Raw genomic sequence first — 26,823 nt, 5'->3', positions numbered from 1 at the left:
TCTTATCCCTGGTCGGCAATCAGCTTTCCGACCAGTTGTGCCGTGTAATCCACTATCGGAACGATGCGACCGTAGTTCAGCCGCGTGGGGCCGATGACCCCGACCGCTCCGATGATCTTTCGATCAGCGTTCATATATGGGGAAACCACCAGAGAGGAACCCGAAAGTGAGAAAAGTTTGTTCTCCGACCCGATAAAAATGCGCACACCGTCGCCTTCCTCGGTCAGTTCGAGGAACTCGGCGATATCGCGTTTGCGCTCAAGATCGTCGAAGAGGGTGCGGATACGCTCCAGCTCCTCCGTCTCGGGCCCCGAATCGAGCAGATGGGACCGCCCGCGCACGATCAGCCGCTCGGTCCGGTCGCCTTCATCCACCCACATGGCGGCACCGCTCTCGATCAATTCGCGCGCCAGGCTGTCGATTTCCTGACGCCGCGCCTGCACCTCGGTCTCCATCGCGCGGCGCAATTCGGTCACGGTCTTGCCCGCGGCCAATGCGTTCAGGAAATTCGCCGCCTCGCGCATCGAGCTTGGGGTTTGACCGGGGGGCGGCCTGAAAACACGGTTCTCGACATGACCATCGGCAAAGACCAGCACCACCAGCGCGCGGTCGGGGGAAAGCGAGACAAATTCGACATGCTGGATCGGGGCCTCGCGCTTGGGCGTCAGGACAAGGCTGGCCCCCTGCGCCACACCCGACAGGGCCGAGCCCAAGCGGTCCAGCTTATGCGTCACATCCGCCGTGTTGTCGCCGAGCGTGTCATCCAGTCGCTTGCGGTCATCGCTGGTCAGGTCGCCGACCTCCAGCAACCCATCGACGAACATCCGCAGGCCAAGCTGCGTCGGAACCCGACCGGCCGAGACATGCGGACTGCCGAGCAGGCCCATATATTCCAGATCCTGCATGACATTGCGCACCGTGGCGGCCGACACTTTCTCGGACAGGCTGCGGGTCAGCGTGCGGGACCCCATCGGCGCGCCGGTATCCAGATAGCCTTCGACCACGCGGCGGAACACCTCGCGGGAGCGGTCGTTCATTTCGGCAAGGATCTTGGTGGTTTCTGTCATCATTTCGGGCCGGGTCGGGTCCGGGATATTAAGCGGGGTCGTGCCCGCAAGGTCAATCGGGGTTGCGTGTGGGCCGGGCGTGGGTCTATCCCCGGTCCAAACCAACCCTATCGGGAGACAGATATGCGCCCCTCCGGCCGAAACCTAGACCAGATGCGTCCGATTTCCATTGAAACCGATGTGACGCGCTATGCCGAGGGCTCCTGCCTGATCAAATGCGGCAACACCCAGGTGCTTTGCACCGCCTCGCTTGAGGAACGCGTGCCTCCCTTCCTGCGCAACACTGGCCAGGGATGGGTGACGGCGGAATACGGGATGCTGCCGCGCGCCACGCATACGCGGATGCGGCGGGAGTCCTCCGCCGGTAAGCAATCCGGAAGAACACAGGAAATTCAACGTCTTATAGGTAGGTCTCTGCGCGCGGGCATCGACAGGGTGGCGCTTGGCGAACGGCAGATCACGGTCGATTGCGATGTCATCCAGGCCGATGGCGGCACCCGCTGCGCGGCAATCACCGGCGGTTGGGTCGCGCTGCGCCTTGCGGTGAACAAGCTGATGAAGGCGGGTGACGTGATCTCGGACCCAATCACCGATCACGTCGCCGCAGTGTCCTGCGGCATCTATGCCGGGCAATCGGTGCTGGACCTGGATTACGACGAGGATAGCGAGGCCGGGACCGACGGCAATTTCGTCATGACCGGCGCGGGCCGGATGATCGAGCTTCAGGCCAGTGCAGAGGGCGCGACCTTTGGCAAGGATCAGTTTCTGGAATTGATGGGCCTGGCCGAGAAAGGCGTGGCCGAGCTGGTCGCGGCACAGAAAGCGGCCACTACCTGATGCGGCGCTTTACCGGCGATACCTTGCTGATTGCGACCCATAACCAGGGCAAGCTGGAGGAGATTGCGCATCTCCTCCAACCGCTCGGCATCGCGGTGACCTCCGCCGAAGCCCACGACCTGCCCGAACCCAAGGAAACCGGCACTACCTTTGTGGAGAACGCCCGCATCAAGGCCCATGCCGCCGCGAAGGCCACCGGCCTGCCCGCGCTGGCCGACGATTCCGGGATCGAGATTGACGCCCTGGATGGCGCACCCGGTGTCTACACCGCCGATTGGGCCGAGACGCCTGCGGGCCGCGACTTCGTCATGGCGATGACCAAGACACATGAGAGGCTGGTCGCGTCGGGTGTCCGCGCCCCGCATACCGCGCGGTTTTGCTGCACCTTGGTCCTGGCTTGGCCCGATGGCCATGATGAAGTCTTTCCCGGCGTGATGAAGGGCGAACTGGTCTGGCCCATGCGCGGCGATCAGGGTCATGGGTATGACCCGATTTTCCAACCAGAAGGCTATGTTACGACTTTCGGCGAGATGGACCGGGACGAGAAGAACCGGATCAGCCACCGCGCCGATGCCTTCCACAAACTGGTGGCGGCACTTGACCGCTGAAATGCAGCCCGAGGGCGGGTTCGGCCTCTACCTGCATTGGCCATTCTGCCAGTCGAAATGCCCCTATTGCGATTTCAACAGCCATGTCTCGGCCCATATAGACCAGGATCGGTGGCAACGCGCCTACCTGTCCGAAATCCGCCGCTATGGAGAGATCACCAGGGGCCGCCATCTCGATACGGTTTTTTTTGGAGGCGGCACCCCTTCCCTGATGAATCCCGATCTGGTTCACGCGATTTTTGAAGAGATTCGGCTAACCTGGCCCGTATCCAACAGTTTCGAGGTCACGCTTGAGGCCAATCCCGGGTCGGTCGAGGCAGGACGCTTTGCCGGGTATCGCGACGCGGGCGTCAATCGTATCTCGATGGGTATTCAGGCGCTGAACGATCCGGACCTCAAGCGGCTCGGTCGGCTGCACAGCGTGGCCGAGGCGCTGGCCGCCTATGACACCGCCCGTAACCTCTTTGACAGGGTCAGTTTTGACCTGATCTATGCCCGTCAGGATCAGGGGATCGAGGATTGGCGGCGGGAGTTGAAACAGGCTCTCGATATGGCGATAGATCACCTGTCGCTCTACCAGCTGACCATCGAGGACGGCACAGCCTTCGGGGATCGACACGCGCGCGGGGGGTTGCGCGGCCTGCCGCCCGATGATGATGCCGCGGCAATGTATTTCGCCACGCAGGAGCTGTGCGAGGCCGCCGGGATGCCGGGCTACGAAATCTCGAACCACGCCCGCGACATGGCCGAAAGCCGCCACAATCTGATCTATTGGCGCGGTGGAGATTACATCGGGATTGGTCCAGGCGCGCATGGGCGGCTCACGGATGCAAGCGGTCGTCTCGCCACCGAAACCGCCCTCGCCCCATTGACCTGGCTCATCCAGGTGGAGACGACCGGCACCGGAACGGCGTCAACAGAGGTGATTACACCCGCCGATCAGGCGGTCGAATACCTGATGATGAGCCTGCGCCTGCGCGAAGGCAGCTCCCGCAGCCGATTCGAGGCACTGAACGGCGCGGGATTGCCTGAGGGTGCGCTGGCCTGGCTTCATGAGGATGGCTTCCTGACCGTCACGAAGGATCGGATTGCGGCCACGGATAAGGGCCGCCCCGTATTGAACGCGATCTTGCGGGAACTTCTGGCCTAGCCGCGGTTCAGGATCTGGATGATATCGTCCAGCTGCGCCAGATCCATGTAGCGGATCCTCACATGACCGCTGCCGCTCTCCGCGTCATGGTCGATGGTCACGGGCTTGCCAATGGCGGCACTCAGATCGCTCTCCAACGCGACGGTATCGGCATCCTTTTCGGGCCGCGCACCAGACCGGCCACCACCGGTATCGGCTTTCTTCTTCTTGCGCGTCAAGGTCTCGACATCGCGAACCGACAGGCCCTTGCGCACAATCTCGCGCGCCAGGTCAACCGCATCTTCTCGACCGATCAAGGCCCGCGCATGGCCCGCCGAAAGCTGGCTGTTGCGCAGCATCGTCTGCACCTCGTCGGGCAGCGACAGGAGCCGCATCAGGTTGGCGATATGCGACCGGCTTTTGCCCATCGCGTTGGCCAGGTGTTCCTGGGTCTGGTCAAACCGCTCCATCAACTGGCGATAGCCCGTCGCTTCCTCGATCGGGTTCAGGTCGGCGCGCTGGATGTTCTCGATAATCGCGACTTCCAGGACTTCCGTATCGTCGAACTCCCGCACGATCACCGGGATTTCGTGCAGTTGCGCCATCTGGGCCGCCCGCCAGCGGCGTTCGCCCGCAACAATCTGGAAATGCCCCTCGGCGTCAGGATCGGGGCGCACGATCAGCGGTTGGATGATCCCCTTCTCGCGCACTGACGCGGCCAATTCCTCCAAGGCTTCCTGTGTGAAAGCGCGGCGCGGCTGATCGGGGTTCGGGCGCACGCGTTCGATCGGCACCTGCATATCCGCGCGACGCGGTGCATCCGGGGTCGGCGCTTCACTATCGCCCTGCGGAATATCCGCCATCAGCGCCGACAATCCCCGCCCAAGCCCGCGTCTGTCTCGATTTGCCATGGTCTTCTCCTGTCAGGCGGGTTGCAACTGCCGCGAAAGAACCTCTCGCGCCAGGTTTATGTAGGCTTCGCTGCCGCGCGAATTTGGATCGTATTGCAGGATCGGCATTGCGTAGGACGGCGCTTCGCTGAGCCGGACATTGCGCGGAATCCGCGTCTCGTAGACCAGCTCCCCCAGGTTTGCGCGCGCGTCTTCTTCGACCTGACGGCAGAGATTGTTGCGCATGTCGAACATGGTCAGCACGACGCCCTCGATGCGCAGCCGGGGATTGGCCGATTGCCGCACCTCGCGGATGGTCATCATCAGTTGCGACAGGCCTTCCAGCGCAAAGAACTCGGTCTGCAACGGAACCAGAACCGCATCGGCGGCGGCCATTGCGTTGACGGTGAGAAGGTTCAGCGACGGCGGGCAATCCATCAGGACGATGTCGAATCCGTGCAGGAACTCGGGTGCAAGCGCGTCCTTCAGCAGGAATACCCTGTTTTCATTGGCCACAAGCTCTACATCGGCGGAACTCAGATCGGTCGTCGCAGGCGCGATCCAGAGGTCTTCTACCTCGGTCGGCAGCACGATTTCCTGCAGGGCCATGCCCTCGATCAGCAGGTCATAGGTGGTATAGTTTCGCTGATCCGCGTCGATTCCCAAACCCGTGGAAGCGTTGCCCTGCGGGTCCAGGTCGATGATCAACACGCGCTGGCCTTCGGCAGCAAGGGCAGCGCCCAGGTTGATGGCTGTGGTCGTCTTGCCCACCCCGCCCTTCTGGTTGGCGATGGCAATGCAGCGCGGGCGCATGGGTTCAGGCACGGCTGATCTCTCCGATTTTCAGAATCACGGCCCCATCGGCCGTCCGACTGGGAAGACTGTCCATCTTCATCGTCCAGGCCTCAAGTGCTTCCTCGATTTCCTTCGCATGTGTTGCCCCCTTTAGGAAGAGCGCAACTCCGTCAGGGGCAAGATGTCGCTCCGCGAAGGCGCAAAGCCCGCTCAATGAGGTCAGGGCACGGGCGCTGAGGATGTCGGCGTTCTGTGGCGCGGCGTCTTCGATCCGTTGCGAGAGAACCCTTATCTTCACCCCCATCTTCGCCGCGGTGCTGTTCAGGAAGCTGCCCTTGCGCAGGTCGGATTCGATGAAGGTGAAGTGCATCTCGGGGCCTGCCATTGCGGCACAGACCAGGCCGGGGAAGCCGGCACCGGACCCGATATCGACCCAATGACCCGTTTTCCCATCGGCAAGGGCGAAAATCTGCGCCGAATCCAGGAAATGGCGCGTCCAGAGATCGGGCAAGGTGCTGGCTGAGACGAGATTGATCGCCTTTTGCCATTTCATCAACTCCTCGGCGTAGATCTGCAGGCGCTCCAGTGTTTCACGTGAAACATGGGCCGCGAACCACGCCTTCGCCGCGTCATCCGTCATGCGCGCCTGCGCTCCGCCTGGCGCAGTTTCATCAGCAACAAGGTCAGCGCCGCGGGGGTCATCCCGTCGATCCGCCCCGCCTGCCCCAGCGTTTGCGGTTGAATCCGTGCAAGTTTACCGCGCAATTCATTCGACAGCCCGTCAATCCCGTCATAAACGAACCCCTCCGGAATCCGGTGCGCCTCATCCCGCTTCAAGGCGGCGACATCGGATTTCTGGCGTTCGATATAACTGGCGTAGAGGGCCTCCCGCGAAAGCTGTGCCTTGGTTTCCACATCCAGCGCGTCCACCTCGGGCCAGATCGCCGCAAGGTCATCCATCTTGATATCCGGGAAGCCCAACAACTCCAATGCCGTGCGCCTCTGTCCATCCTGATTGACGTTCAGCCCGTGTTTGCGGGCCTCTGACGGCGTGACGCGCTGCCCGCGCATCACGTCATAGCCCTTGGCCAGCCGATCCATCTTGTCCTCGAACCGCGTAATTCGCTCCGGGCTGGCGAGCCCAAGTGCCATGGCCAGGGGCGTCAGACGCTGATCCGCATTGTCCGCGCGCAAGGTCAGACGAAATTCGGCGCGGGAAGTAAACATGCGGTAGGGTTCGGAAACCCCCCGCGTCACGAGATCGTCGATCATCACGCCAATATAACTTTCCGCGCGGCTGAACTGCACCGGGTCGCGCCCGAGCGCCTCGTGCGCGGCGTTCAAGCCCGCGACCAACCCCTGCGCGGCGGCCTCCTCATATCCGGTTGTCCCGTTGATTTGCCCCGCAAGATAGAGACCCGGCACATCCTTGACCTGCAATTCAGGCGTCAGGGCGCGGGGATCGACGTAATCGTATTCAATCGCATAACCCGGTTGCAGGATCTCGGCCGCTTCCAGACCAGTGATCGAGCGAACATAGGCCTCCTGAACATCAACGGGCAGCGACGTGGATATTCCGTTCGGATAGATCGTGTCATCATCCAGCCCTTCCGGTTCCAAGAAAATCTGGTGGGAATCCTTGTCGGCGAACCGCACGATCTTATCCTCGATCGAGGGGCAATAGCGCGGGCCGACACCGTCGATATGCCCACCATACATGGCCGAGCGCGCGAGGTTATCGCGGATGATCTCATGTGTTTGCGCGTTCGTGTGGGTGATGCCGCAGGCGATCTGGCGAACCTGCGGTCCGTTGGACAGGAACGAGAACATCACCGGATCATCATCGGCCGGCTGGCTGTCCAGCACGTCCCAGTTGATGCTGCGCCCGTTCAGTCGTGGCGGCGTCCCCGTTTTCAAACGCCCAAGCGGCAGGTCAAAACTGTCGATCCGCTCGGCCAGCAGGACCGAGGGCTTGTCGCCCATCCGGCCACCGGGCCGTTGTTCATCGCCGATATGGATGACACCGCGCAGGAAAGTCCCGGTGGTCAGAACCACGGCACCGGACCAAATTTCCGAGCCGTCGGCAAGCCGAACACCGCGAACGCGGTCCCCATCCATCAGGAAATCGGCGGCCTCTCCTTCGATCACCGTCAGGCCGTCGAGACCGGAAAGCTCGGCTTGCATCGCCTGTTTATAAAGCTTGCGATCCGATTGCGTCCGTGGCCCCTGCACTGCCGGACCCTTGCGACGATTGAGCAGCCGGAACTGGATACCAGACGCATCCGCCACCCGTCCCATGGCGCCGCCAAGCGCGTCAATCTCACGCACCAGATGGCCTTTGCCCAAGCCGCCAATGGCCGGATTGCAGGACATGACGCCAATCGCATCGGCGCGCAGCGTCAGCAAAGCAACCCGCGCACCGGCCCGCGCAGCAACATGCGCCGCGTCTGCACCGGCATGGCCGCCGCCGATCACCACAACATCGAAATCCGAATGTTTCACGTGAAACACCTCATTTCCCGAGACAGAAGCGCGAGAAGATCTCGCCCAACACCGTCTCAACATCCATTCGCCCGATCAGGGCATCCAGGCGCCGCACCGCGTGTCGTAACTGCTCCGCCGCCAACTCTGTCCGCTCCGACCCGGCCTGAACTTCAGCCTGCGCCGCCTCCAACGCAGTAACCGCCCCAATCATTGCCTGGGCATGGCGCAGGTGGGTCGCGGTTGCCGCACGCGCCGTCCGCGCCTCAAGTCTCGCCGCGAGCGTGTCGATCAGCCGGTCCACCCCCGCGCCTGTCAAACCGGAGATTCCATCCCCCAGATCGGGGTATTTATCAGCTTTGCCTTGCAGAACCAAATCCTCTTTCCGCAAGGGAATTGGCGGCACTTCATCTCGCTCGGACTTCAGGAAAACGCGGAGATCGGCCGCTTCGGCCCGGGCGCGGGCACGCTCGATCCCGATCCGTTCAACCACGTCGCTCGACTCGCGCAATCCGGCGGTATCCAGAAACGTCACGGGCAGGCCGCGCAAATCCATGCGCACCTCAATCACATCGCGCGTGGTGCCCGCGACATCCGAGGTAATGGCCGCCTCACGACCAGCTAACATATTGAGAAGTGTGGATTTTCCAGCGTTCGGTGCGCCAAGGATCGCAACCTCGAACCCATCTCTAATGCGCTCTGCCACCTCGACGCCTGCAATCTCGCGATGCAGTGACGCACCCACCCTGCCGATCAGTTCCAGCACCTCAGGGGCCACGTCGACCGGCACCTCTTCATCCGCGAAATCAATCGTCACTTCCAGCAAAGCCACCGCCTGCAGAAGGTCGGCGCGCCAGTCTTCTACAAGATCGCCCAAGGCCCCGGAGAGCACGCGCAAGGATTGCACCCGCTGCGCCTCGGTCTCGGCATCCAGCAGATCGGCGAGTCCCTCGACCTGCGCCAGGTCCATCCGGTCGTTCTCAAGCGCGCGACGGGTGAACTCTCCCGGTTCCGCCAGTCGCGCCAGACCCGTCGCCTCAATCGCTCCAAGAACCGCCTTGATCGTCGCCGGGCTGCCATGGGTCTGGAACTCGACCACATCCTCGCCAGTGAAGCTGTTCGGGGCCGCGAAGCGGATCACAAGCGCATCGTCCAGATGCCCGCCTGCCCCGTCCCGCAAGACGCGCAGCCGCGCGGCCCCGATGGCGCGCAGCGACCCGGCCAGGGCCTGCCCGATCCGGGTCGCCTGTTCACCTGAAATCCTGATCACCCCGACGCCAGCTTTGCCCGGCGCGGTGGCCAGGGCATAGATCGTGTCCATTGCGGGGGCCTCCGACCGTTCGGTCAGCTGTTCATCGAATCGAAGAAATCCGAGTTTGTCTTGGTCTGTTTGAGCTTCGAGATCAGGAACTCGATTGCATCCGTGGTGCCCATCGGGTTCAGGATACGGCGCAGCAGGAAGGTCTTTTGCAGGTCAGCCTTATCGACCAGCAGATCCTCTTTCCGCGTGCCGGATTTGAGAATGTCCATGGCCGGGAAAACACGCTTGTCGGCGACCTTGCGATCCAGCACGATCTCGCTGTTGCCGGTGCCCTTGAACTCTTCAAAGATCACCTCGTCCATGCGGCTGCCGGTATCAATGAGCGCGGTGGCGATGATGGTCAGCGATCCGCCCTCCTCGATATTCCGCGCGGCGCCGAAGAACCGCTTGGGCCGTTGCAACGCGTTGGCATCGACACCACCGGTCAAAACCTTGCCCGAGGACGGAACGACCGTGTTGAAGGCGCGCCCCAGGCGGGTGATCGAATCGAGCAGGATCACAACGTCGCGTTTGTGTTCGACCAGGCGTTTCGCCTTTTCGATCACCATCTCGGCCACGGCCACGTGGCGGGTCGCGGGCTCATCGAAGGTGGAAGAAACGACTTCACCCTTCACCGAGCGCTGCATGTCGGTGACTTCCTCGGGCCGTTCGTCGATCAGCAACACGATCAGGTAGCATTCCGGATGGTTCTGCTCAATCGAATGGGCGATGTTCTGCAACAGCACCGTCTTGCCCGTCCGCGGCGGCGCCACGATCAGGCAGCGCTGGCCCTTGCCGATGGGCGCGACCAAGTCGATGATCCGGGCCGAACGGTCCTTGGTGGTGGGGTCCGCCGTTTCCATCTGCAACCGCTCATCGGGGTAAAGCGGTGTCAGGTTGTCGAAGTTGATCTTGTGGCGCGCCTGCTCGGGATCCTGGAAGTTGATCTTGGTGGCCTTCACAAGCCCGAAATAGCGCTCATTCTCGCGCGGGGCGTTGATGACGCCATCAACCGTGTCACCGGTGCGCAAGCTGTGTTTGCGGATCATCTCGGGCGAGACATAGATGTCATCGGGACCGGGCAGGTAGTTCGCTTCTGGCGAGCGCAGGAAGCCGAACCCATCCTGCAAAACCTCAAGCACACCATCGCCCGAGATTTCCCAGCCATCCTCGGCCCGCTCCTTGAGGATCGAGAACATCATGTCGCCCTTGCGCATGGTCGAGGCGTTCTCGATCTCCAGCTCTTCGGCCATCGCCAGAAGATCCTTGGGAGACTTGGCTTTCAGGTCAGCCAGATTCAGTTGTTCGATGGGCTCAAGCTCGTCAATTGTCATGCGGATAATCTCGTCCCTCGCATGGCTCAGCCGGGTATCGGCGCGCCAATGGAGCAGGTTTCAATGGGAAACAACATGGGCCGGACGGCCCCGTTGACCCGCGAGTTAAGGCCGCTTGGGCGTAAAGTCAACCGTCTCAGGAGAAAGGCCGCGCGATGACCGAGACAACGATGACGATCAGCAACACGGTCGGCACCTCGTTCCAGATCCGGTAGCTGCGCCCGGAACGGGTGTTTTCCCCCTTGGCGAAGTCCTTGCGGCGCCAAGCCAGCCAATGGTGGAACCAGGTCATCACCAACACCGCCGCCGCCTTGGTCCAGGGCCAGACATCGCCCCAGTAGACAACACCGGGCGTGAAGACCAGGCCGAGGCCAAACACCCAGGTGGCGATCATCGCCGGGTTCATGATCGCGCGCAGCAGGCGGTATTCCATGGTCTGAAAGAGAGCGTCGGTTTCCGTGCCGGTCCCGACCTTCTCCGCATGATAGACGAAAAGACGCGGCAGGTAGAACAACCCGGCCATCCAGGCGATGACCGAGATGACATGCAAGCTCTTGGTCCAGGGGTAGGCCGCGGCCAGATATTCACCGATCATGTCACACTCCTTCACTGTCCCTCTTCAATAATAAATATTTAAGAAAGAAAAGATGTTGTTGTTGTTGGGCCTCTGGATAACAGGGATAACTCGGTTTGGCCGTATCGCTGCACAGACCTGTCCACAGGGCATCCGAGATCCAGGCAAATCTGATCAATCTTGGATCAATTCACTTATATGACTGATAACAATAAGAAATATCCAAGAACCATACCGGATCAATCTGTGGAAATCCTGTGGCCGACTCACGCGGGGCCCCGGTTTCTTCACCGGTTCCGGTGCGGCGATTGCCCCCAAGGGTAACTCCCGCGCAAAAGCGGCATAACCCGGCCAACTTCCGTGGATTTCGCTGAATCGCGCAGTTATACAGATCCCATCCAAGCGGTTTTCCCGTGACTTGTTCAGAGAGTTATCCAATGCCTGCGCTCATCCTCGCCACGGCGTCCGAGGTCCGTCAGTCGCTGCTCAAGCAATCGGGGATCCGGTTCAGGACGCAGGCCGCCCGGATCGACGAGGCGGCGATCAAGTCCTCGATGCTGCAAGACGGGGCCACGCCGCATGACATCGCCGATGCCCTGGCCGAATACAAAGCCCGCAAGGTCTCACAGAAACACGCCGACGCGATGGTGATCGGCTGCGATCAGGTGCTGGAATTTCGTGGCAAACTGCTTTCGAAACCCAAGAACGTGGAAGGCGCGATTTCGCAACTGATCGAGCTGCGCGGCCATAGCCACAAGCTGCACTCCGCCGTTGTGATCTACGAGAACGAACAACCTGTCTGGCGGCATGTCGGCCAGGTCCGGCTGGAAATGCGCAACCTCAGCGACGACTACATCGCCCAATACATGAGCCGCAACTGGCCCGGCATTGCCGATTCCGTCGGGGCCTACAAGCTGGAGCAGGAGGGCGTGCGCCTCTTCTCGCGGGTCGAGGGCGACTATTTCACCGTTCTGGGTTTGCCATTGCTGGAGCTGATCGGTTACCTGACCCAGAGGGGGGTGATCGAGGGATGAGTGACAAATTGCTGCTTGCCGGTGTGATCGGCGATCCGATCGCGCATAGCCGCTCGCCCCGGTTGCATGGCCATTGGCTGGATCGCTATGGCATAGACGGGCATTACGTGCCGCTGCATGTGACGCGCGACAATCTGCATGAAACGCTGCGCCTGTTGCCGGAACTTGGGTTTTCCGGCGTCAACGTCACCATCCCGCACAAGGAAACCGTGTTGCAGATCGCCGATGGCGTGACCGACCGCGCGGCGCTGATCGGGGCGGCGAACACGCTGACCTTCACGGCGAACGGGCGTTTGCAGGCGGATAATACCGACGGCGCGGGTTTTATCGAGAACGTGAAACAATACACCCCCGGCTGGCGCGCCGATGAGGGGGCCGCGCTGGTCCTGGGTGCCGGCGGCGCGGCGCGGGCGATTGTTTGCACCCTGCTGGCCGAGGGATGCCCGCATATCTTCCTGGTCAACCGCACCCGCAGCCGCGCCGACGCGCTGCACCAGCATTTCGGCGCGCGGGTGCAGGTCACGGACTGGACCCGCATTCCCGATGTGTTGCCCGACACGGCGTTTCTTGTGAATACCACCTCGCTTGGCATGGCGGGCGGCCAGCCGCTGCATTTCAACCTCGACAATCTCTACCCGCGCACGGTCGTGGCCGATATTGTCTATAACCCGCTGGAAACCGACCTCCTGCGCGATGCGGCCGCGATCGGCTGCCATGTTGTCGATGGCCTGGGAATGCTGCTGCATCAGGCGGCTCCCGGTTTCGAGCGCTGGTTCGGCAAGAAGCCCGAGGTTGACGACGAATTGCGCGCGGTGATGTTGGGGCAGGAATGAGCTTTGTCCTGGGTCTCACCGGCTCCATCGGGATGGGCAAGACGACCACGGCCAATTTCTTTCGCCGCGCCGGTGTGCCGGTCTGGGATGCCGACGCGGCGGTGCATCGCCTCTATCAGGCGGGTGGCGCGGCGGGTCCCGAAATCGCCGAAATCTGCCCCCAGGCGGTGACGGACGGTGCCGTGGATCGCGGGGCGCTCAAGGATTGGATGGCGCGCGACGACACGGCCCTGAAACAGATCGAGGCCATCGTGCATCCCCTCGTCGCGCAGGACCGCGCCGATTTCCTGGCGGCGCATTCCGATGCCCCGCTGGTGGTCCTCGATATCCCCTTGCTCTATGAAACCGGCGCGGCGGATGCGATGGACGCGGTTCTTGTGGTCTCGGTCGATGCCACGGAACAGCGCCGCCGCGTGCTGGAGCGGCCCGGCATGACCGAAAAGACATTCGCTTCGATCCTTGCGCGCCAGGTGCCGGATCGTGAAAAAAGGCAACGGGCAGACTATGTTATCGAAACCTACGACCGTGACGTGACGCGGCAGAAGGTGGATGCGTTGATCGACAACCTGACGAAAGGCATGTGATGCGGCAGATCGTTCTGGATACCGAAACCACGGGGTTCGAACCGGCGGAAGGCGACCGGATCGTCGAGATCGGGGGGGTTGAGTTGCTCAACCACATGCCCACGGGCCGGGTCTATCACCAATATATCAACCCCGAACGCGCGATGCCGGAATCGGCCTTCGCGGTCCATGGCTTGGGCGATGAATTCCTGCGCGATAAACCTGTCTTCCGCGCCATCGCGCAGGAGTTTCTGGATTTCGTCGGCGACGCGCAGCTGGTCATTCACAATGCGGGCTTCGACATGAAGTTCCTGAACGCCGAGCTGGAATGGGCGAAACTGCGCAAGCTGCCCGACACCCAGGCGCTGGACACGCTGGCCATCGCGCGCAAGAAATTCCCCGGCTCGCCCGCATCCCTCGATGCGCTCTGCCGTCGCTTCGGGATCGACAATTCCGCGCGTGAGAAGCACGGCGCACTGCTCGATTCCGAGATCCTGGCCGAGGTCTATCTGGAACTGATCGGCGGTCGGCAACCGGGTTTGGTGCTGAACACACGCAGCCGCGATCAGGGGCTAGGACAGGATACCGAGAGCTGGCGCCCCCGGCCCCGTCCGACCCCGCTGCCATCCCGTCTTACAGAAGAAGAAGCCGCCGCCCATGCCGCCTTTGTAGACGAGTTGGGCGACGGCGCTGTCTGGAACCGGTCTTAGAGTCGCATGTCCGAGAAGCTCAAAACCGGTTCCCACTTTTGAGCGACATGCTTCAGGCGTCGGCGTGCGGCTTGGCCTGCGCGCGGCGGGCCAGATCGTTGCGGTAAACCTGGATGAAATCGACATTGTCGAGGTTCAGCGCCGGGAAACCGCCATCGCGGGTCACGTCGGACACGATGCGCCGGACGTAAGGAAACAGCATCCGCGGACATTCGATATGCAGGAACGGGTGCAACTGCTCCTGCTTGATGTTCTCGATCTGGAAGATCCCGGCGTATTCCATCTCGATCAGGAAAATCTGCTGGTTGTCTTCCTTGGTCTTGCTGTCGATCTTCAGCTTGATCATCACGTCATACTGGTTCTCGGTCTGACGCTTGCGCCCCTCGACGCCGATCTGCATCTGCACCTCGGGCTGCGTATTGCCCTGCACGCCTTTCTGCGCGGCGATATTCTCGAAGGACAGATCGCGGACGAACTGGCCCAGGATCTGCATCTTCGGCATCACCGGCGCATCCTGCCCGGCGGTGGTTTCCGGGCTTTCGGCCCCGTTTTCTTCAGCCATCAGGCTCTCCCATCAAATGTTCATGGCGCGGTTTACCAGACCCGTCTGGGGGCCTCAATGCCTGGTCAGGTCCGTGGGGCTGCGCCGCTCGCTCCCCTCGACCTCGTAGTCGCCGTCGATCACATCGTCGTCGGGCCGCGCGCGCCAGCGCTCCTGCCCTGACACGACCGAGCGGACCTCGATCCGCTTGCCGATCTGGCGCATCACGAAACGGCGCACGCCCGGAAACAGCAGTGCAAAGCCAAGCGCATCGGTGAAAAACCCCGGCGTCAGCAGCAGAGCGCCGGAAAACAGGATCATCGCGCCATGGGCCAGCGGCTCGGTCGGGTCGGTCAGGTCATTGAAACTGCGCTGCAATTTCGCCAATGCCTGTGCGCCCTGCGACTTCACCATCATCGTGCCTGCAATCGCCGTGGCGACCACGATGGCCAGCGTCGGCCACAGGCCAAGCCAGCCGCCGACCTGGATGAACAGGGCGATCTCGAGGATCGGCACACCGACGAAAAGAAAAAACAGCCACATATGCGTTCCTTTCTGGCCAAAAGGGCGGAAACTCGCGGCTCTGCCACATGGACTTGCCCGGCCCCCGTGCCTACATATGTGTGATTGGTCCGAATATGTAAGGCCACAACCGAGACAAGAGGTGTCCCGCGATGAATTCTTCGCTTCTGCAATTGCTGGTGCTGGCCGGGATCGCGATATTCCTGATCCTCAAGCTGCGCAGCGTGTTGGGCACGCGGGAAGGCCACGAATCGGAGCCGATGCGCCCGGTGGAGCGCAGCCGCCCCGACCGTCGCCGCGATTTCGAGGTGATCGAGGGTGGCCCCGACCGCGACATCACCGACCATGTCGAGGATGGCAGCAATTCGGCCAAGGCGCTGGCCGCGATGAAGATGGCCGAACCCGGCTTCAGCGTCTCGGAATTCCTCGGCGGTGCGCGCGGCGCCTATGAGATGATCCTGATGGCGTTCGAGAATGGCGATGTCGATGGGCTGCGCCCCTTCCTGGCCGATGACGTGATGGAGACGTTCGAATCCGTCATCTCCGAGCGCGAGGCGCAGGGCCTGACAATCGACGCCAATTTCGTCGGTGTGCGCGAATTGACCCTGCAGGAGGCCGAATTTGACCGCGCCACCAGCGAGGCGCAGATCACCATCCGCTTCGTCGGCGAACTGACCTCGGTCGTGCGCAACGCCGAGGGCGAGATTGTCGAAGGCGACCCCAACGCCATCAAGCGGCAGCGCGATATCTGGACCTTTGCCCGCGAGATGGGCAGCGACAATCCGAACTGGGTCCTGGTTGCCACTGGCGGATGACCCATGCGCGGCGGGCTGATAGCACTGCTGGTATCGCTTTTCGCCAGCATCGGAACGCCCGCCATGCCCCAGGTTAGTGCCGAGATCCTCCGTTTCGACGATCTCGATGGTTGGGCCGAGGATGATCACGAGGCCGCGCTCGACGTGTTCCTGAACACCTGCCCCGACATGACGGATGGCGAGTGGCTCCGCCTCTGTGCACTTGCCCAACAACGCCCCGCCGCCCGCACGTTTTTCGAGCTGTTCTTCCGCCCCGTGATGTTCGGCGGCGAAGGTGACGCGCTCTTTACCGGCTATTTCGAGCCTGAGCTTGACGGCTCGCGCGTGCGCACGGGGCGCTTTCGCTACCCGGTCTATCGCCTGCCCCCCGAGGTCACCGGCCTCTGGCGAACGCGGCAGGAGATCGAGGAGAGCGGCGTGCTGGAGGGTCGCGGGCTGGAGATCGCCTGGGTCGACGATTCGGTCGAGCTGTTCTTTCTGCAAGTCCAGGGGTCGGGCCGCATCCGCCTGCGCGACGGATCGGTGATCCGGGTCGGCTATGGCGGGCGCAACGGGCATGAATACCGCTCGGTCGGGCAGGAACTGGTCCGGCGTGGCATCTACCAGCCGCATCAGGTCTCGGCGCAGGTGATCCGTAACTGGGTGCGGCGCAATCCCGTCGAGGGGCGCGCCCTGCTGTATCACAACCCCTCCTACGTCTTCTTCCGCGTCATCCGCACCCGCAGCCCGGAGGATGGCCCGCTTGGTGCGATGAACCGCTCCATCACCACCATGCGCAGCATTGCGGTCGATCCCGATTTCACGCCGCTCGGCGCGCCGGTCTGGATCGAGAAGGATGGCGAAGCCCCCCTGCGCCGCTTGATGATCGCGCAGGACACCGGGTCCGCCATTCAGGGGCCGCAACGCGCCGACATCTTCTACGGCACTGGCGACGCGGCGGGGCGCGAGGCGGGCCGCATCCGCGACCCTGGCCGGATGATCGTTCTCTTGCCGATCGAACTTGCCAATCTGGCCGTGCCGGAGGCTTGAGCCATGGCCCGACGCCCGCCCAGGACGCTCAGCAATGAGGACAGGAAACTGTGGTCCGCCGTCGCCAAGACCGTGACGCGCAATGCGCAGCCCAAGAAACCCGTTCTTGACCAATCGCGTCCAAGACCGAAACCGACACCGGCCAGGACGCCGGAGCCGGATTTCAAGGTGCAGGATTTCCGCATCGGCGAGACCGCCCCGCCCGCCCTGCCCGGCCACCGCCTGTCGCCGTCGATCTCGGACCGTCTGGCCGCAGCGCCCGTCCGCATGGATCACGCCACCCACAAGAAGATGAAACGCGGCAAGCTGAGCCCCGAGGGCCGGATCGACCTGCACGGCATGACGCTGGATCAGGCGCATCCCGCGCTGATCGGTTTCATCCAGCGCGCGCAGGCGCAGGGCAAGCGGTTGGTCCTGGTGATCACCGGCAAAGGCAAACATCGCGATGATCCCGGCCCGATCCCCGCGCGCCGCGGCGTGTTGAAACACCAGGTTCCCGCCTGGCTGCGTGCGGGCCCCCTGTCGGGGCTGGTCCTGGAAATCCGCGAGGCGCATCTGCGCCATGGTGGCTCTGGCGCCTATTACGTCTATCTACGCCGCTCGCGCTAGACTGGCGCGGGCGCGGATCACGCCAAAGGTCAGGAGCAGCGACGATGCGATGAACCAGATCGCAATCCCTGACATTTGCGTCGTGAACGGCATGCCCGCGTCGATCAACAGCCCCGTGATCGCCGGTCCGATGGCCGACCCGAGGACCATTGCCGCCGTCGCCACCGCCTTGATCCCGCCCAGGTTGCGGGTGCCGTAGAACTCGGCCCAGAAGGCGGCGGGCAGTGTGGCGTTCGCGCCCGAGGTTACACCCATCAGCGCAAAGGCCAGCGCCGCGCCAGGAAGGCTCTCGGCGCTGGCCATGACGAGGAAGCTGAGCGCGATGGGAACCTGATACCAGGGCATCAGCCGCGCGGTGCCGAACCGGTCGATGGCCCATCCCGACAGCAGCATGAACGCCGTCACCACGGTGGTGTAGAGAGGGAACAGCGCGACAAAGGACACATGGCTCCATCCCTTCATCTCGGACAGGTGAACCTGCTGGAAAAACAACGCGGTTACAAAGGCGGACGGGCCCATGATGGCGGGAAGCATGCACCAGAACAGCGGGTGGCGCAGCATTTGGCCGCGGGTCCAGTGCCGGTCCTGCATCCCCGTGACATTGTCCGATTCCGCCAGCGATTGCGGTGTACGCTCCTGCCTCAGCAGCCGGTGCATCAGCGGCACCACCATCAGCACGAACAGCCCCGCCGCCAGCCACAGAAGCCGCCAGTCGACAAAGGCCATGACCCAGACGAAGAGCAGCGGCAGCAGCGCCTCGCCCAGGGCGATCCCGGTTCCCGCCACGGCCAGCGCCCGACCCCGCGTCGCCACGAACCAGCGCGCCATGGCGACCGTGGCGATGTGGCTGGTCATGCCCTGCCCGGTCAGCCGCAACAGGAAGATCGACACCGGCAACAGCCAGCCCCAGGGGTTTCCGGCCATTACGACCGAGGCCCCGGCAAGGCCAAGCAGCACAACAACCCCCAGGTTCCTGACGCGAAACCGGTCGGTCAACGCACCCGACCACAACATCACCGCCGCCGATGCCGCGGTGCCGACGGAATAGATCACGCCCCACTGCCCATGGCTGAGCGAGAATTCCTCCATGATCTGACCCGCGAAGATCGAGATAAAGAAGGTCTGTCCAAAGCTGGAGGTGAAGGCCAGAAGCCCGCCCGCAAAAAGAAACGCCGCATTGTCGCGCAGGAAGGTCGTGAACGGCGTCATTGCAAGACGGGGCTGAGCAGGATCTGCGTCGCGTTCTGGATCGTCAGGACCGTTCCGGGCACGAGACCGATGGCGCTTTCTTCCTGTGCCGCGCCGAAGGTCGGGAAGCCCCCGAGCAGCCGGATCAGCGACGGCGAGGTGGCAAAGGTCGCGTGATTGGCCCAATCGCCCGCCCCGCCCTCGAAGGCCGAAAGGTCGAACAGCGTGATCTCGAATTCGGCCACATCCTCGGGCGTGCCGATGCTGCCAAGCCGGTTCTGCCGCCCGGTAATGCCCGCCGACAGCCGCAGCGCGCGGTCCTGGCGCGAAGTCATGATGACGAAGGGCTGCGGCAGGGGTTCCAGCGCGCGGGCCTGTGTCTGGAACACCTCGATGTCGATATCGGGCGAAATCAGGACAACGCCTGACAGATCGTCCAGCACCGCGTCATTGCCCGAAATCCGTATCTGGCGCAGGGTTTCCATCGCAAGGCTGGCCCCGACAGAATGCCCGATCAAGAGGATCCTTTCGGCCCCGGCGGCAGAGAGGTCGCGCAGGAACACCTCAAGCGCATCGCGCGAGAATGTCGCGCTTTCACGGTCGAAGACATAGCCAAGCGGGTTGCCCGCACTGGGCCATGAGAAATGCGCAACCACGCCGGCCGTGTCGTAATCATGCGCCATCTGCGCCACGCGAAAAAGGCCTGAGGCGAAGTTGTTGTAATAGCCGTGGATGAACACCACGACCTCGCGGTCGGCGACGGGTCGCGCCTGCAATTCGCGGCGGATCTGGCTGCGGAAGGCCCCGGCACTGCCGTAGCGGTCAGCCCGCACGACACCAAAATCGGTCTCCGGATCATAGCGGTATTCGGCCCAGGAGATCTCGCCGACCTCACGCACGGGCGGGATCGCGACCTCGAACCTCGTGTAATCCAGTTCGGACTCGCGTCCGGCGCTGTAGCTCTGGTTCTCGAAGGCGCGGTTCGTGGCGACGAAGACGGTGCGCGTCGCCGTCACCTGGGTTTCATCCGGCACCATTTCGATGCGCGGTTGCGGCCCGCAGGAGGCAACAAACACGGCCAGAACAAGGAAGAGGGGACGGATCATCTGAACGGCCCTAACCGATCGCGGGGAGACTCGCAGCCCCTATAGCACGTAGCGGCTGAGATCGGCGGATTTCATCAGCTCGCCCAGATTATCGTCGACGAACGTGGCATCCACGACAATCTCGTCCCCGGGGCGGTCGGGGGCGGTGAAGCTGAGCTCCTCGAACACCCGTTCCATCACGGTATAGAGCCTGCGTGCGCCGATATTCTCAACGCTCTGATTGACTTGCGCCGCGATCCCCGCCAGGGCCTTGATCCCGTCCTCGGTGAAGGTGACCTTCACCTCCTCCGTCGCCATCAAGGCGGTGTATTGCCGGGTCAGGGCGTTGTCGGTCTCGGTCAGGATGCGCACGAAATCCTCTTCCGTCAGCGCCCGCAACTCGACCCGGATCGGCAGGCGGCCCTGCAATTCGGGCAACAGGTCGGAGGGCTTGGCGATATGGAACGCGCCCGAGGCGATGAAAAGGATATGATCGGTCTGCACCGCCCCGTGCTTGGTCGAGACGGTCGTGCCTTCGATCAGCGGCAGCAGGTCGCGCTGCACGCCCTCGCGGGAGACATCCGCGCCGCGCGCATCCGACCGGGCGCAAACCTTGTCGATCTCGTCCAGGAACACGATGCCGTTCTGTTCCACCGCTTCCAGCGCGGCCTTGGTCACGGTCTCGTCGTCCAGCAGCTTGTCGGCCTCCTCGCCGATCAGCACGTCATAGCTGTCGCGCACCTTCATCTTGCGCCGCGTGGTGCGGCCCCCGAAGGCTTTCCCGAATACGTCGCCGAGGTTCATCATCCCCATGTTCTGCCCCGGCTGGCCGGGGATCTCGAACATGCTCATCGGGTTGGAGGTGTCGGCCACGTCCAGCTCGATCTCATGATCGTCCAGCAGGCCGTCGCGCAGCTTCTTTCGGAACATCTCGCGGGTCTGCTCGCGGGCGTCGGAGCCTGCGATGGCCTCGATCACGCGATCCTCGGCGGCGGCTTCGGCGCGGGCCTTGACCTCCTCGCGCATATGGGCGCGGGTCTGGATGATGGCGTTGTCGACCAGATCGCGGATGATCTGTTCCACGTCGCGACCGACATAGCCCACTTCGGTGAACTTGGTTGCCTCGACCTTCAGGAACGGCGCATGGGCCAGCTTGGCCAGGCGGCGGCTGATCTCGGTCTTGCCGACGCCGGTGGGGCCGATCATCAGGATGTTCTTGGGGTAGACCTCGTCGCGCAGGTCGTCGGACAGCTGCTTGCGCCGCCAGCGGTTGCGCAGGGCCACGGCCACGGCGCGCTTGGCGTCCTTCTGGCCGATCACGAAGCGGTCCAGCTCGCTGACGATTTCACGCGGGGTCATGTCGGTCATGGTGCGGGCTCCTCTTTGGGCAGCATCTGCCAGGGGGGAAGGCGGGTCTTGCCGGGAAAGCGGGGCAGGCTGTTCAGGACGGTGCGGCGGATCGCTTCCCATTTCGCGCCAAGCAGCACCAGGACAAGGCCGAGGCCAAGGATGACGAAGAAGGCGTTATCCTCGATCACCGTCATCGACAGGGCCACGATATAGCCGACCGCCGAGACAAGGAAAGACCGCCGGTCGATCACGATGGCAAAGATCGCCATGGCGGCGACGAAGGCGATCAGGCTGGCCTGCGCGGGCAGGGTGCCGATCTCGAACAGGGTCAGCGCCACGGTGTTGACGATGGCGGGTGCGGCGATGACATGCAGCCAGAACCCGCTTTGCGCGCGGCGGGTCAGGCGATGCGGATCGCTCATGTCGAACCAGAGCGCCACGATCAGGCCGACAAGCCCAAGCGCCATGGTCAGGATCGCGAAGGGGCCGTCATTGGTCAGCAGGAACATGTCACGCGGATCCTGGGGCAGGGTGCCGCCAAGCGAGACAAGCCCGAAGGCCGTCAGGAACACGCCGCCCGCGATCAGTGCCATGGTGAACGGCACCCGGAATATCGCGTAATAGCCGCCAAGAAGCACCGTCGCCGTGCCCGCCGCCATGGTCAGCCATTGCGGCAGGTTCGCCTGCATCATCCAGCCAAGCGCCGCCCCCAACTGGCCCGCCGCCTGCGCGAAGAAGATGGCGAGAACGATGGAGGGGCCGACCATCCGTCGTTTCAGGGTGAAATACCACGCCAGGAGGCCGATCACCGCGATGGCGATCAGCGCGTAGATCAAGGTCCAGGTGGAGCCGTTGGCGGTGAAGTTGGTCAGCGTGATGCCCGTGACGCCAAGCCAGCCCGAATAGAGGATGACAAGGCCCACGATGATGAAGACCTCGTTGAACCCACGGAAAAGCTCGAACGGCTCATCCAGCCCCGACATGTGCTGACGCACCCCGCTGCGGGTCTGCGAAAGCGCCACCAGCGAGGCCGCCTGCGCCTCGGTCATCATGCCCGCGCCGACGGCGGCGCGGATGTCGTCGCGGGTGATGTCGGTCATTTGCCGATCCGCTCGACCGTCAGATTTCCGTTGGTATAGACACAGATATCGGCTGCGATCTGCATGGCGCTGCGGGCGATCTCCTCGGCGTCCTTGTCGGTGTCGATCATCGCGCGGGCGGCCGCGAGGGCATAGTTGCCGCCCGATCCGATGGCGGCAATCCCGTGTTCGGGTTCCAGCACATCGCCCGCGCCGGTAATGACGTAGAGTTCCGACCCGTCGGTCACGATCAGCATCGCCTCCAGCTTTTGCAGGTACTTGTCGGTGCGCCAGTCCTTGGCCAGTTCGACACTGGCGCGCTGCAATTGACCCGGCGTGGCCTCCAGTTTGGCCTCCAGCCGCTCCAGCAGCGCAAAAGCATCGGCGGTAGAGCCTGCGAACCCGGCCACGACGTCATAGCCGCCGGGAGACAGGCGGCGCACCTTGCGGGCCGAGCCCTTGATCACGGTCTGACCCAGGCTGACCTGGCCATCACCCGCGACAACGACCTCATCGCCCTTGCGGATGCCGATGATCGTGGTGCCGTGCCAGCCGGGAAACTCCGAATTGCTCATGCCGATCTCCTTGGTTGCGTGGCCTATATGACCATCTGGCTGGGTGGCCGCAAGGGAGGGGGCCGCAAGGCACGGGCACGACCCGGCTCCCTGCCCCGCCCGTGACAATTCTTTCGGGTTTCCCCGCCGCGATGGCGCACTATATTCCCACTCACTGCGCGAATGTGATTATCAGGAGGACTAGAATGATCCGTACCCTTAGCTTTGCAGCCGCTGTGCTGGCCGCGCCGATGGCGTTTGCCGACAGCGATGAGGCCGCCCCGTCCGGTGATCCCCAAGCCGGTGAGGCGGCGTTCCGCCAATGTATCGCCTGCCACGTCGTGCGCGACCCCGAGGGCAACGTGCTGGCCGGCCGCAACGGGCGTACCGGGCCGAACCTCTACGGCATCTCCGGGCGTCCCGCCGCCAGCATCGAGGATTTCCGCTATGGTCCCGGCATCCTTGAGGCCGCCGAGGCCGGGCTGGTCTGGAATGAGGAGACCTTCAGCGAGTATGTCCCGAACGCCACCGAGTTCCTGCGCGAATACACCGGCAACAGCCGCCTGCGCAGCGCGATGTCCCCGCAGCGGGTGGATGAAGAGGATGTGGCCAACCTCTGGGCCTTCATTGTCTCGCTCGGTCCCGACGAGATGGAGGACGATGAAATGGAGGACGATGAAATGGAAGAGGACGCGTCCGAGTAGGCGATCCGTCACCGAGAACGAGAAAGGCGCGCCCCCGGACCCGGCGGCGCGCCTTTCTCTTGTTCCCGTAGCCCGGTGTCAGGTCAGGCTGCGCTCGACCTCTTCGCGCTCGAAGATTTCGATGACATCGCCTTTGCGGATATCGTCGTAATTCTCGAACGCCATGCCGCATTCCTGGCCGGACTGGACCTCTTTCACTTCGTCCTTGAAGCGCTTGAGCGTCTTCAGCGTGCCTTCGTGGATCACCACGTTGTCGCGCAAGAGGCGCACCCCGGCGGAGCGGCGGGCCACGCCTTCGGTCACCAGGCAGCCCGCGACATTGCCGACGCCGGTGACGCGGAACGTGTCCTTGATCTCGGCGTAACCGATGAAGTTCTCGCGCACCTCCGCCGAGAGCAAACCAGAGGCCGCCTTTTTCACGTCATCCACCAGATCGTAGATGATCGAGTAATAGCGGATCTCGACACCCTTCTGGTTGGCCGCGTTGCGTGCAGGCGCATTGGCCCGGACGTTGAAGCCGATCACCGGTGCGCCGGACGCTTCGGCCAGGGTGATGTCGCTTTCGGTGATGGCACCCACACCGGCATGAAGGATGCGCACACGCACTTCGTCGTTTCCGATCTTCTCCAGCGCTTGCGCGATCGCCTCGGCGGACCCCTGCACATCGGCTTTCATCAAGACCGGCAATTCGGCCACGCTCTCATCCGCCTTGGCCTTGGCCAGAAGCTGATCGAGCGTGGTCGCGGCACCGGCTGCGGCGCGCTTGTCCTTGGCGGCCTGGGTCCGGTAATCGGCGATTTCGCGGGCCTGTGCCTCGGTGTCGACGACGTTCAGGACGTCGCCCGCCTCGGGCGTGCCGTTGAGGCCGAGAACCTCGACCGGAACCGACGGACCGGCCTCTTTCACACGTTCGCCCTTGTCATCGACCAACGCGCGGACCTTGCCCCATTGTTCGCCGACGACGAAGATATCGCCCTGTTTCAGGGTGCCGTTCTGCACCAGAACCGTGGCGACGGGGCCGCGACCCACATCCAGCTGCGCCTCGATCACCGCGCCCGAGGCGGAGCGGTCGGGGTTGGCCTTCAGTTCCAGGATTTCGGCCTGCAACGCGATGGCGTCCAGCAGGTCGTCCAGGCCCTGGCCGGTCATGGCCGAAACCTCGACATCCTGCACGTCGCCCGACATGCCCTCGACCACGACTTCGTGCTGAAGCAGGTCGGTGCGGACCTTGTTGGGGTCGGCGGCGGGGCGGTCGATCTTGTTGATCGCGACGATCATCGGGACGCCTGCGGCCTTGGCGTGATTGATCGCCTCCACCGTCTGCGGCATCACCGCGTCATCGGCGGCCACGACCAAAACCACGATATCCGTGACCTGGGCACCGCGCGCGCGCATCGAGGTAAAGGCCGCGTGGCCCGGCGTATCGAGGAAGGACAGCACCGCACCCTTGTCGGTGGTGACCTGGTAGGCCCCGATATGCTGCGTGATGCCGCCCGCCTCACCGGCGACGACCTTGGCGTTGCGGATCGCGTCCAGAAGCGAGGTCTTGCCGTGGTCGACATGGCCCATGATGGTGATGACCGGCGGGCGCGAGACCAGATCCTCGGGCTTGTCCTCGACCGAGTCGATGACCTGTTCCACGTCGGAATCGGAGACCCGCACCATGTTGTGGCCGAATTCTTCGACGATCAGCTCGGCGGTATCTTGATCAACGGGCTGGTTCTGCGTGACCATCATGCCCATGTTCATCAGCGCCTTGACCACGTCGGCGACGCGTTCGGCCATGCGGTTGGCAAGCTCGGACACGATGATCGAATCCGGCACCTGCACGTCGCGCACGATTTTTTCACGCTCGACCTGGCCGCCCATGGCCTTCTGCCGGGCACGCTCCTGCTTGCGCTTCATCGCGGCCATCGACCGCTGGCGTCCGCCATCGCGGCCTGCAAGCGCCTGGTTCACGGTCAGCTTGCCGGTGCGGCGACCATCGCGCTCGGGGGCCTTGCCGCGCCCGCCCTTGTCGTCGCGATCCTTGTCGCGGCGGGGCGTTGGCGTACCGGGCTTGTTGACCGGCGCGCGCTGCGGATCGGCGGATTTCGCGGGGGCAGGGGCGTCGGTCGCGGCCTTTTCGGCGGTGCGGCGCGATTCCTCCTCGGCCAGGCGGCGCTGGTCGTCCTCTTCCTTGGCCTTCAGCGCCTCTTCGCGCTCACGCTCTTCGCGTTCCTTGGCCTCGATCTCTGCGCGGCGGCGTTCGCGTTCCTCCTCGCGCTCGCGCTCCTCGCGGGCGCGGTTCTCGGCCTCTTCGGCCTCGCGGGATTTCGCGGCCTGCAACGCCTTCAGGCGGCGCTCCATCTCGGCGTCGGACACGCCCGAGGGGCGCTTGACGGCTTCACCGCCAGCACCGCCACCCGAGGATCCGGGCTTGGGCACGACCACACGCTTGCGCTTGGTTTCCACCACAACGCTTTTCGTCCGCCCGCGCGAGAAGCTCTGGTTCACGCGGCCATTGCGCGCGCCACCGGAAAGCCCCAGGGTTTTTTTACCGTCTTGATCGCTCATACGTCTTTCGCATCCTTCTCGGCGAGGTTTTCGCCGTATGTGCCGCGCAGGCCCCGCAGCTTCGAGGCCTCCTCTACAACACGTCGTTCGAGTCCACCAGCCGCCAGCGCGCCATGTATCACACTTTGGCGGCCGAAAGCCAAACCCAATTCCTGGGACGTCAGACAGCCGAAATATCGGCCTCCCTCCGGCGTCCAGAGTTTCGTTTTTCCACGCTCCGAGCCATCGGCGGCCTGGAGCAATACCTTGGCCCGCCCCTCGGCGAGCCATATCTTCACCTTCTCGAACCCGGCAACCGCATGGCCCGATTTGCGCGCCAACGAGACAAGGTCCACCACCCGGCGCGCCAGCCCCGCCTCGACCTGGGCGATCAGGTCATCCGGCAGGGCCACCTTGCGTTTCGCGCCCCGGCTGAAGAGGTTCTTCTCCACCGCCTTCTTGAGCGCGTCCCGGTCGGCAGCGACCCAGATGCCGCGACCGGGCAGCTTTTCCAGCAGGTCCGGCACGATCGTCTCGTCCGGACCCACGACAAAGCGGATCAGCCCGGATTTGGGCTGGCTTTCGCCGGTCGCGATGCAGCGCCGTTCGGGCTCATCGCTGGTTCTGGTTTGGCCACCCCGGGTCATTCCGGTCAGG

Annotated in this window: 28 protein-coding genes; 11 read left to right on the top strand and 17 right to left on the bottom strand. The window is 63.4% G+C overall.

Annotated elements, in window-relative coordinates; all coding sequences use genetic code 11:
* Positions 1-2: 2 nt before the first annotated feature.
* Entirely contained in the window at positions 3-1,067 is a 1,065-nt protein-coding gene (gene hrcA / locus AC13C7_RS17015; RefSeq protein ID WP_446170636.1) for a heat-inducible transcriptional repressor HrcA, read from the bottom strand.
* Positions 1,068-1,190: 123 nt separating this feature from the next.
* Here hrcA and rph point away from each other — a divergent pair, with 123 nt between their 5' ends.
* The 3 genes from rph to hemW are packed head-to-tail and all read left to right on the top strand — an operon-like array spanning position 1,191 to position 3,662.
* A complete protein-coding gene (rph, locus tag AC13C7_RS17010) occupies positions 1,191-1,904 on the top strand; it encodes a ribonuclease PH (protein ID WP_474888304.1) in 714 nt (237 codons plus the stop codon).
* Positions 1,904-2,512, top strand: coding sequence for an RdgB/HAM1 family non-canonical purine NTP pyrophosphatase (rdgB, locus tag AC13C7_RS17005; RefSeq protein WP_482868176.1), 609 nt, complete (start codon positions 1,904-1,906; stop codon positions 2,510-2,512). The genes rph and rdgB overlap by 1 nt, the downstream gene beginning before the upstream one ends.
* A gap of 1 nt (position 2,513) precedes the next feature.
* A complete protein-coding gene (gene hemW, locus AC13C7_RS17000; protein WP_482868443.1) occupies positions 2,514-3,662 on the top strand; it encodes a radical SAM family heme chaperone HemW in 1,149 nt (382 codons plus the stop codon).
* Here the strand turns inward: hemW and AC13C7_RS16995 are convergent.
* The 7 genes from AC13C7_RS16995 to hemJ form a co-directional block, all read right to left on the bottom strand.
* Positions 3,659-4,552: a ParB/RepB/Spo0J family partition protein gene (locus AC13C7_RS16995; RefSeq protein WP_482868175.1), complete on the bottom strand. Its 894-nt coding sequence runs from the start codon at positions 4,550-4,552 to the stop codon at positions 3,659-3,661. The two genes, hemW and AC13C7_RS16995, sit on opposite strands and share 4 nt — an antisense overlap.
* A gap of 12 nt (positions 4,553-4,564) precedes the next feature.
* Positions 4,565-5,344 (bottom strand): ParA family protein, encoded by a 780-nt coding sequence (locus AC13C7_RS16990; RefSeq protein WP_482868174.1) that lies wholly within the window; start codon positions 5,342-5,344, stop codon positions 4,565-4,567.
* A 4-nt stretch (positions 5,345-5,348) separates the two neighbouring features.
* Positions 5,349-5,966 (bottom strand): 16S rRNA (guanine(527)-N(7))-methyltransferase RsmG, encoded by a 618-nt coding sequence (rsmG, locus tag AC13C7_RS16985; RefSeq protein ID WP_482868173.1) that lies wholly within the window; start codon positions 5,964-5,966, stop codon positions 5,349-5,351.
* A complete protein-coding gene (gene mnmG / locus AC13C7_RS16980; RefSeq protein ID WP_482868172.1) occupies positions 5,963-7,837 on the bottom strand; it encodes a tRNA uridine-5-carboxymethylaminomethyl(34) synthesis enzyme MnmG in 1,875 nt (624 codons plus the stop codon). The genes rsmG and mnmG overlap by 4 nt, the downstream gene beginning before the upstream one ends.
* Before the next feature lies 1 nt (position 7,838).
* Positions 7,839-9,128, bottom strand: coding sequence for a tRNA uridine-5-carboxymethylaminomethyl(34) synthesis GTPase MnmE (gene mnmE, locus AC13C7_RS16975; protein ID WP_172318330.1), 1,290 nt, complete (start codon positions 9,126-9,128; stop codon positions 7,839-7,841).
* Positions 9,129-9,151: 23 nt separating this feature from the next.
* A complete protein-coding gene (gene rho / locus AC13C7_RS16970) occupies positions 9,152-10,441 on the bottom strand; it encodes a transcription termination factor Rho (RefSeq protein ID WP_172318332.1) in 1,290 nt (429 codons plus the stop codon).
* Between the two features lie 136 nt (positions 10,442-10,577).
* Positions 10,578-11,036 carry a protoporphyrinogen oxidase HemJ gene (gene hemJ, locus AC13C7_RS16965; protein WP_482868171.1) on the bottom strand — a complete coding sequence of 153 codons (459 nt, stop codon included), beginning with the start codon at positions 11,034-11,036 and terminating at the stop codon, positions 10,578-10,580.
* Positions 11,037-11,452: 416 nt separating this feature from the next.
* Between hemJ and AC13C7_RS16960 the strand changes: the two genes are divergently transcribed.
* The 4 genes from AC13C7_RS16960 to dnaQ are packed head-to-tail and all read left to right on the top strand — an operon-like array spanning position 11,453 to position 14,155.
* Positions 11,453-12,049, top strand: coding sequence for a Maf family nucleotide pyrophosphatase (locus tag AC13C7_RS16960; protein ID WP_482868170.1), 597 nt, complete (start codon positions 11,453-11,455; stop codon positions 12,047-12,049).
* Positions 12,046-12,882, top strand: coding sequence for a shikimate dehydrogenase (locus AC13C7_RS16955; RefSeq protein WP_482868169.1), 837 nt, complete (start codon positions 12,046-12,048; stop codon positions 12,880-12,882). The genes AC13C7_RS16960 and AC13C7_RS16955 overlap by 4 nt, the downstream gene beginning before the upstream one ends.
* Positions 12,879-13,466, top strand: a complete 588-nt coding sequence (gene coaE, locus AC13C7_RS16950) for a dephospho-CoA kinase (protein WP_172318340.1) — start codon at positions 12,879-12,881, stop codon at positions 13,464-13,466. The genes AC13C7_RS16955 and coaE overlap by 4 nt, the downstream gene beginning before the upstream one ends.
* Positions 13,466-14,155, top strand: coding sequence for a DNA polymerase III subunit epsilon (dnaQ, locus tag AC13C7_RS16945; RefSeq protein ID WP_172318342.1), 690 nt, complete (start codon positions 13,466-13,468; stop codon positions 14,153-14,155). Before coaE ends, dnaQ begins: the two co-directional genes overlap by 1 nt.
* Positions 14,156-14,207: 52 nt before the next feature.
* Here dnaQ and secB read toward each other — a convergent pair whose 3' ends face one another.
* The gene (secB, locus tag AC13C7_RS16940; RefSeq protein ID WP_482868168.1) at positions 14,208-14,717 is read right to left on the bottom strand and encodes a protein-export chaperone SecB; all 510 of its coding nucleotides are present in this window, start codon (positions 14,715-14,717) and stop codon (positions 14,208-14,210) included.
* Between the two features lie 54 nt (positions 14,718-14,771).
* Positions 14,772-15,239 carry an FxsA family protein gene (locus tag AC13C7_RS16935; protein ID WP_482868167.1) on the bottom strand — a complete coding sequence of 156 codons (468 nt, stop codon included), beginning with the start codon at positions 15,237-15,239 and terminating at the stop codon, positions 14,772-14,774.
* A gap of 131 nt (positions 15,240-15,370) precedes the next feature.
* On the opposite strand from AC13C7_RS16935, the gene AC13C7_RS16930 reads away from it, so the two are divergent.
* The 3 genes from AC13C7_RS16930 to AC13C7_RS16920 are packed head-to-tail and all read left to right on the top strand — an operon-like array spanning position 15,371 to position 17,671.
* Entirely contained in the window at positions 15,371-16,033 is a 663-nt protein-coding gene (locus AC13C7_RS16930) for a Tim44/TimA family putative adaptor protein (RefSeq protein WP_446122284.1), read from the top strand.
* Between the two features lie 3 nt (positions 16,034-16,036).
* Positions 16,037-17,062, top strand: a complete 1,026-nt coding sequence (gene mltA, locus AC13C7_RS16925; RefSeq protein ID WP_446122283.1) for a murein transglycosylase A — start codon at positions 16,037-16,039, stop codon at positions 17,060-17,062.
* Between the two features lie 3 nt (positions 17,063-17,065).
* Positions 17,066-17,671: a Smr/MutS family protein gene (locus AC13C7_RS16920; RefSeq protein WP_482868166.1), complete on the top strand. Its 606-nt coding sequence runs from the start codon at positions 17,066-17,068 to the stop codon at positions 17,669-17,671.
* On the opposite strand, the gene AC13C7_RS16915 is transcribed toward AC13C7_RS16920, so the two are convergent.
* The 5 genes from AC13C7_RS16915 to hslV are packed head-to-tail and all read right to left on the bottom strand — an operon-like array spanning position 17,654 to position 22,948.
* Positions 17,654-18,880 (bottom strand): MFS transporter, encoded by a 1,227-nt coding sequence (locus tag AC13C7_RS16915; RefSeq protein ID WP_482868165.1) that lies wholly within the window; start codon positions 18,878-18,880, stop codon positions 17,654-17,656. The two genes, AC13C7_RS16920 and AC13C7_RS16915, sit on opposite strands and share 18 nt — an antisense overlap.
* Entirely contained in the window at positions 18,877-19,965 is a 1,089-nt protein-coding gene (locus AC13C7_RS16910; protein ID WP_482868164.1) for an alpha/beta hydrolase, read from the bottom strand. Before AC13C7_RS16910 ends, AC13C7_RS16915 begins: the two co-directional genes overlap by 4 nt.
* Before the next feature lie 39 nt (positions 19,966-20,004).
* On the bottom strand, positions 20,005-21,312 hold the full coding sequence (hslU, locus tag AC13C7_RS16905) for an ATP-dependent protease ATPase subunit HslU (RefSeq protein ID WP_482868163.1): 1,308 nt from the start codon (positions 21,310-21,312) through the stop codon (positions 20,005-20,007).
* On the bottom strand, positions 21,309-22,394 hold the full coding sequence (locus AC13C7_RS16900) for a hypothetical protein (protein WP_482868162.1): 1,086 nt from the start codon (positions 22,392-22,394) through the stop codon (positions 21,309-21,311). The genes hslU and AC13C7_RS16900 overlap by 4 nt, the downstream gene beginning before the upstream one ends.
* Entirely contained in the window at positions 22,391-22,948 is a 558-nt protein-coding gene (gene hslV, locus AC13C7_RS16895; protein WP_172318364.1) for an ATP-dependent protease subunit HslV, read from the bottom strand. The genes AC13C7_RS16900 and hslV overlap by 4 nt, the downstream gene beginning before the upstream one ends.
* 185 nt (positions 22,949-23,133) lie before the next feature.
* Between hslV and AC13C7_RS16890 the strand changes: the two genes are divergently transcribed.
* Positions 23,134-23,631 carry a c-type cytochrome gene (locus AC13C7_RS16890; protein WP_446122277.1) on the top strand — a complete coding sequence of 166 codons (498 nt, stop codon included), beginning with the start codon at positions 23,134-23,136 and terminating at the stop codon, positions 23,629-23,631.
* Between the two features lie 78 nt (positions 23,632-23,709).
* Here the strand turns inward: AC13C7_RS16890 and infB are convergent, their stop codons facing one another.
* On the bottom strand, positions 23,710-26,187 hold the full coding sequence (gene infB, locus AC13C7_RS16885) for a translation initiation factor IF-2 (protein WP_482868161.1): 2,478 nt from the start codon (positions 26,185-26,187) through the stop codon (positions 23,710-23,712).
* Positions 26,184-26,813 carry an RNA-binding protein gene (locus tag AC13C7_RS16880; RefSeq protein ID WP_482868160.1) on the bottom strand — a complete coding sequence of 210 codons (630 nt, stop codon included), beginning with the start codon at positions 26,811-26,813 and terminating at the stop codon, positions 26,184-26,186. Before AC13C7_RS16880 ends, infB begins: the two co-directional genes overlap by 4 nt.
* Positions 26,814-26,823 lie beyond the last annotated feature (10 nt).

The organism is Alterinioella sp. B-7, from assembly GCF_056857775.1.
The sequence above is the reverse complement of the archived record's forward strand: the minus strand, read 5'-3'. Positions and strand labels throughout refer to the sequence as shown.

What these genes read in the sequence shown, in the direction of transcription:
- rdgB (WP_482868176.1), top strand. Translation starts at nt 1,904, where the DNA reads ATGCGGCGCTTTACCGGCGATACCTTGCTGATTGCGACCCATAACCAG.
- rsmG (WP_482868173.1), bottom strand. Translation starts at nt 5,966, where the DNA reads ATGACGGATGACGCGGCGAAGGCGTGGTTCGCGGCCCATGTTTCACGT.
- AC13C7_RS16880 (WP_482868160.1), bottom strand. Translation starts at nt 26,813, where the DNA reads ATGACCCGGGGTGGCCAAACCAGAACCAGCGATGAGCCCGAACGGCGC.
- mnmE (WP_172318330.1), bottom strand. Translation starts at nt 9,128, where the DNA reads ATGGACACGATCTATGCCCTGGCCACCGCGCCGGGCAAAGCTGGCGTC.
- AC13C7_RS16920 (WP_482868166.1), top strand. Translation starts at nt 17,066, where the DNA reads ATGGCCCGACGCCCGCCCAGGACGCTCAGCAATGAGGACAGGAAACTG.
- mltA (WP_446122283.1), top strand. Translation starts at nt 16,037, where the DNA reads ATGCGCGGCGGGCTGATAGCACTGCTGGTATCGCTTTTCGCCAGCATC.
- hslV (WP_172318364.1), bottom strand. Translation starts at nt 22,948, where the DNA reads ATGAGCAATTCGGAGTTTCCCGGCTGGCACGGCACCACGATCATCGGC.
- AC13C7_RS16915 (WP_482868165.1), bottom strand. Translation starts at nt 18,880, where the DNA reads ATGACGCCGTTCACGACCTTCCTGCGCGACAATGCGGCGTTTCTTTTT.
- secB (WP_482868168.1), bottom strand. Translation starts at nt 14,717, where the DNA reads ATGGCTGAAGAAAACGGGGCCGAAAGCCCGGAAACCACCGCCGGGCAG.
- infB (WP_482868161.1), bottom strand. Translation starts at nt 26,187, where the DNA reads ATGAGCGATCAAGACGGTAAAAAAACCCTGGGGCTTTCCGGTGGCGCG.
- dnaQ (WP_172318342.1), top strand. Translation starts at nt 13,466, where the DNA reads ATGCGGCAGATCGTTCTGGATACCGAAACCACGGGGTTCGAACCGGCG.
- hemW (WP_482868443.1), top strand. Translation starts at nt 2,514, where the DNA reads ATGCAGCCCGAGGGCGGGTTCGGCCTCTACCTGCATTGGCCATTCTGC.
- coaE (WP_172318340.1), top strand. Translation starts at nt 12,879, where the DNA reads ATGAGCTTTGTCCTGGGTCTCACCGGCTCCATCGGGATGGGCAAGACG.
- AC13C7_RS16910 (WP_482868164.1), bottom strand. Translation starts at nt 19,965, where the DNA reads ATGATCCGTCCCCTCTTCCTTGTTCTGGCCGTGTTTGTTGCCTCCTGC.
- rph (WP_474888304.1), top strand. Translation starts at nt 1,191, where the DNA reads ATGCGCCCCTCCGGCCGAAACCTAGACCAGATGCGTCCGATTTCCATT.
- AC13C7_RS16890 (WP_446122277.1), top strand. Translation starts at nt 23,134, where the DNA reads ATGATCCGTACCCTTAGCTTTGCAGCCGCTGTGCTGGCCGCGCCGATG.
- AC13C7_RS16995 (WP_482868175.1), bottom strand. Translation starts at nt 4,552, where the DNA reads ATGGCAAATCGAGACAGACGCGGGCTTGGGCGGGGATTGTCGGCGCTG.
- AC13C7_RS16960 (WP_482868170.1), top strand. Translation starts at nt 11,453, where the DNA reads ATGCCTGCGCTCATCCTCGCCACGGCGTCCGAGGTCCGTCAGTCGCTG.
- hrcA (WP_446170636.1), bottom strand. Translation starts at nt 1,067, where the DNA reads ATGACAGAAACCACCAAGATCCTTGCCGAAATGAACGACCGCTCCCGC.
- AC13C7_RS16955 (WP_482868169.1), top strand. Translation starts at nt 12,046, where the DNA reads ATGAGTGACAAATTGCTGCTTGCCGGTGTGATCGGCGATCCGATCGCG.
- hslU (WP_482868163.1), bottom strand. Translation starts at nt 21,312, where the DNA reads ATGACCGACATGACCCCGCGTGAAATCGTCAGCGAGCTGGACCGCTTC.
- AC13C7_RS16930 (WP_446122284.1), top strand. Translation starts at nt 15,371, where the DNA reads ATGAATTCTTCGCTTCTGCAATTGCTGGTGCTGGCCGGGATCGCGATA.
- hemJ (WP_482868171.1), bottom strand. Translation starts at nt 11,036, where the DNA reads ATGATCGGTGAATATCTGGCCGCGGCCTACCCCTGGACCAAGAGCTTG.
- rho (WP_172318332.1), bottom strand. Translation starts at nt 10,441, where the DNA reads ATGACAATTGACGAGCTTGAGCCCATCGAACAACTGAATCTGGCTGAC.
- AC13C7_RS16900 (WP_482868162.1), bottom strand. Translation starts at nt 22,394, where the DNA reads ATGACCGACATCACCCGCGACGACATCCGCGCCGCCGTCGGCGCGGGC.
- AC13C7_RS16990 (WP_482868174.1), bottom strand. Translation starts at nt 5,344, where the DNA reads ATGCGCCCGCGCTGCATTGCCATCGCCAACCAGAAGGGCGGGGTGGGC.
- AC13C7_RS16935 (WP_482868167.1), bottom strand. Translation starts at nt 15,239, where the DNA reads ATGTGGCTGTTTTTTCTTTTCGTCGGTGTGCCGATCCTCGAGATCGCC.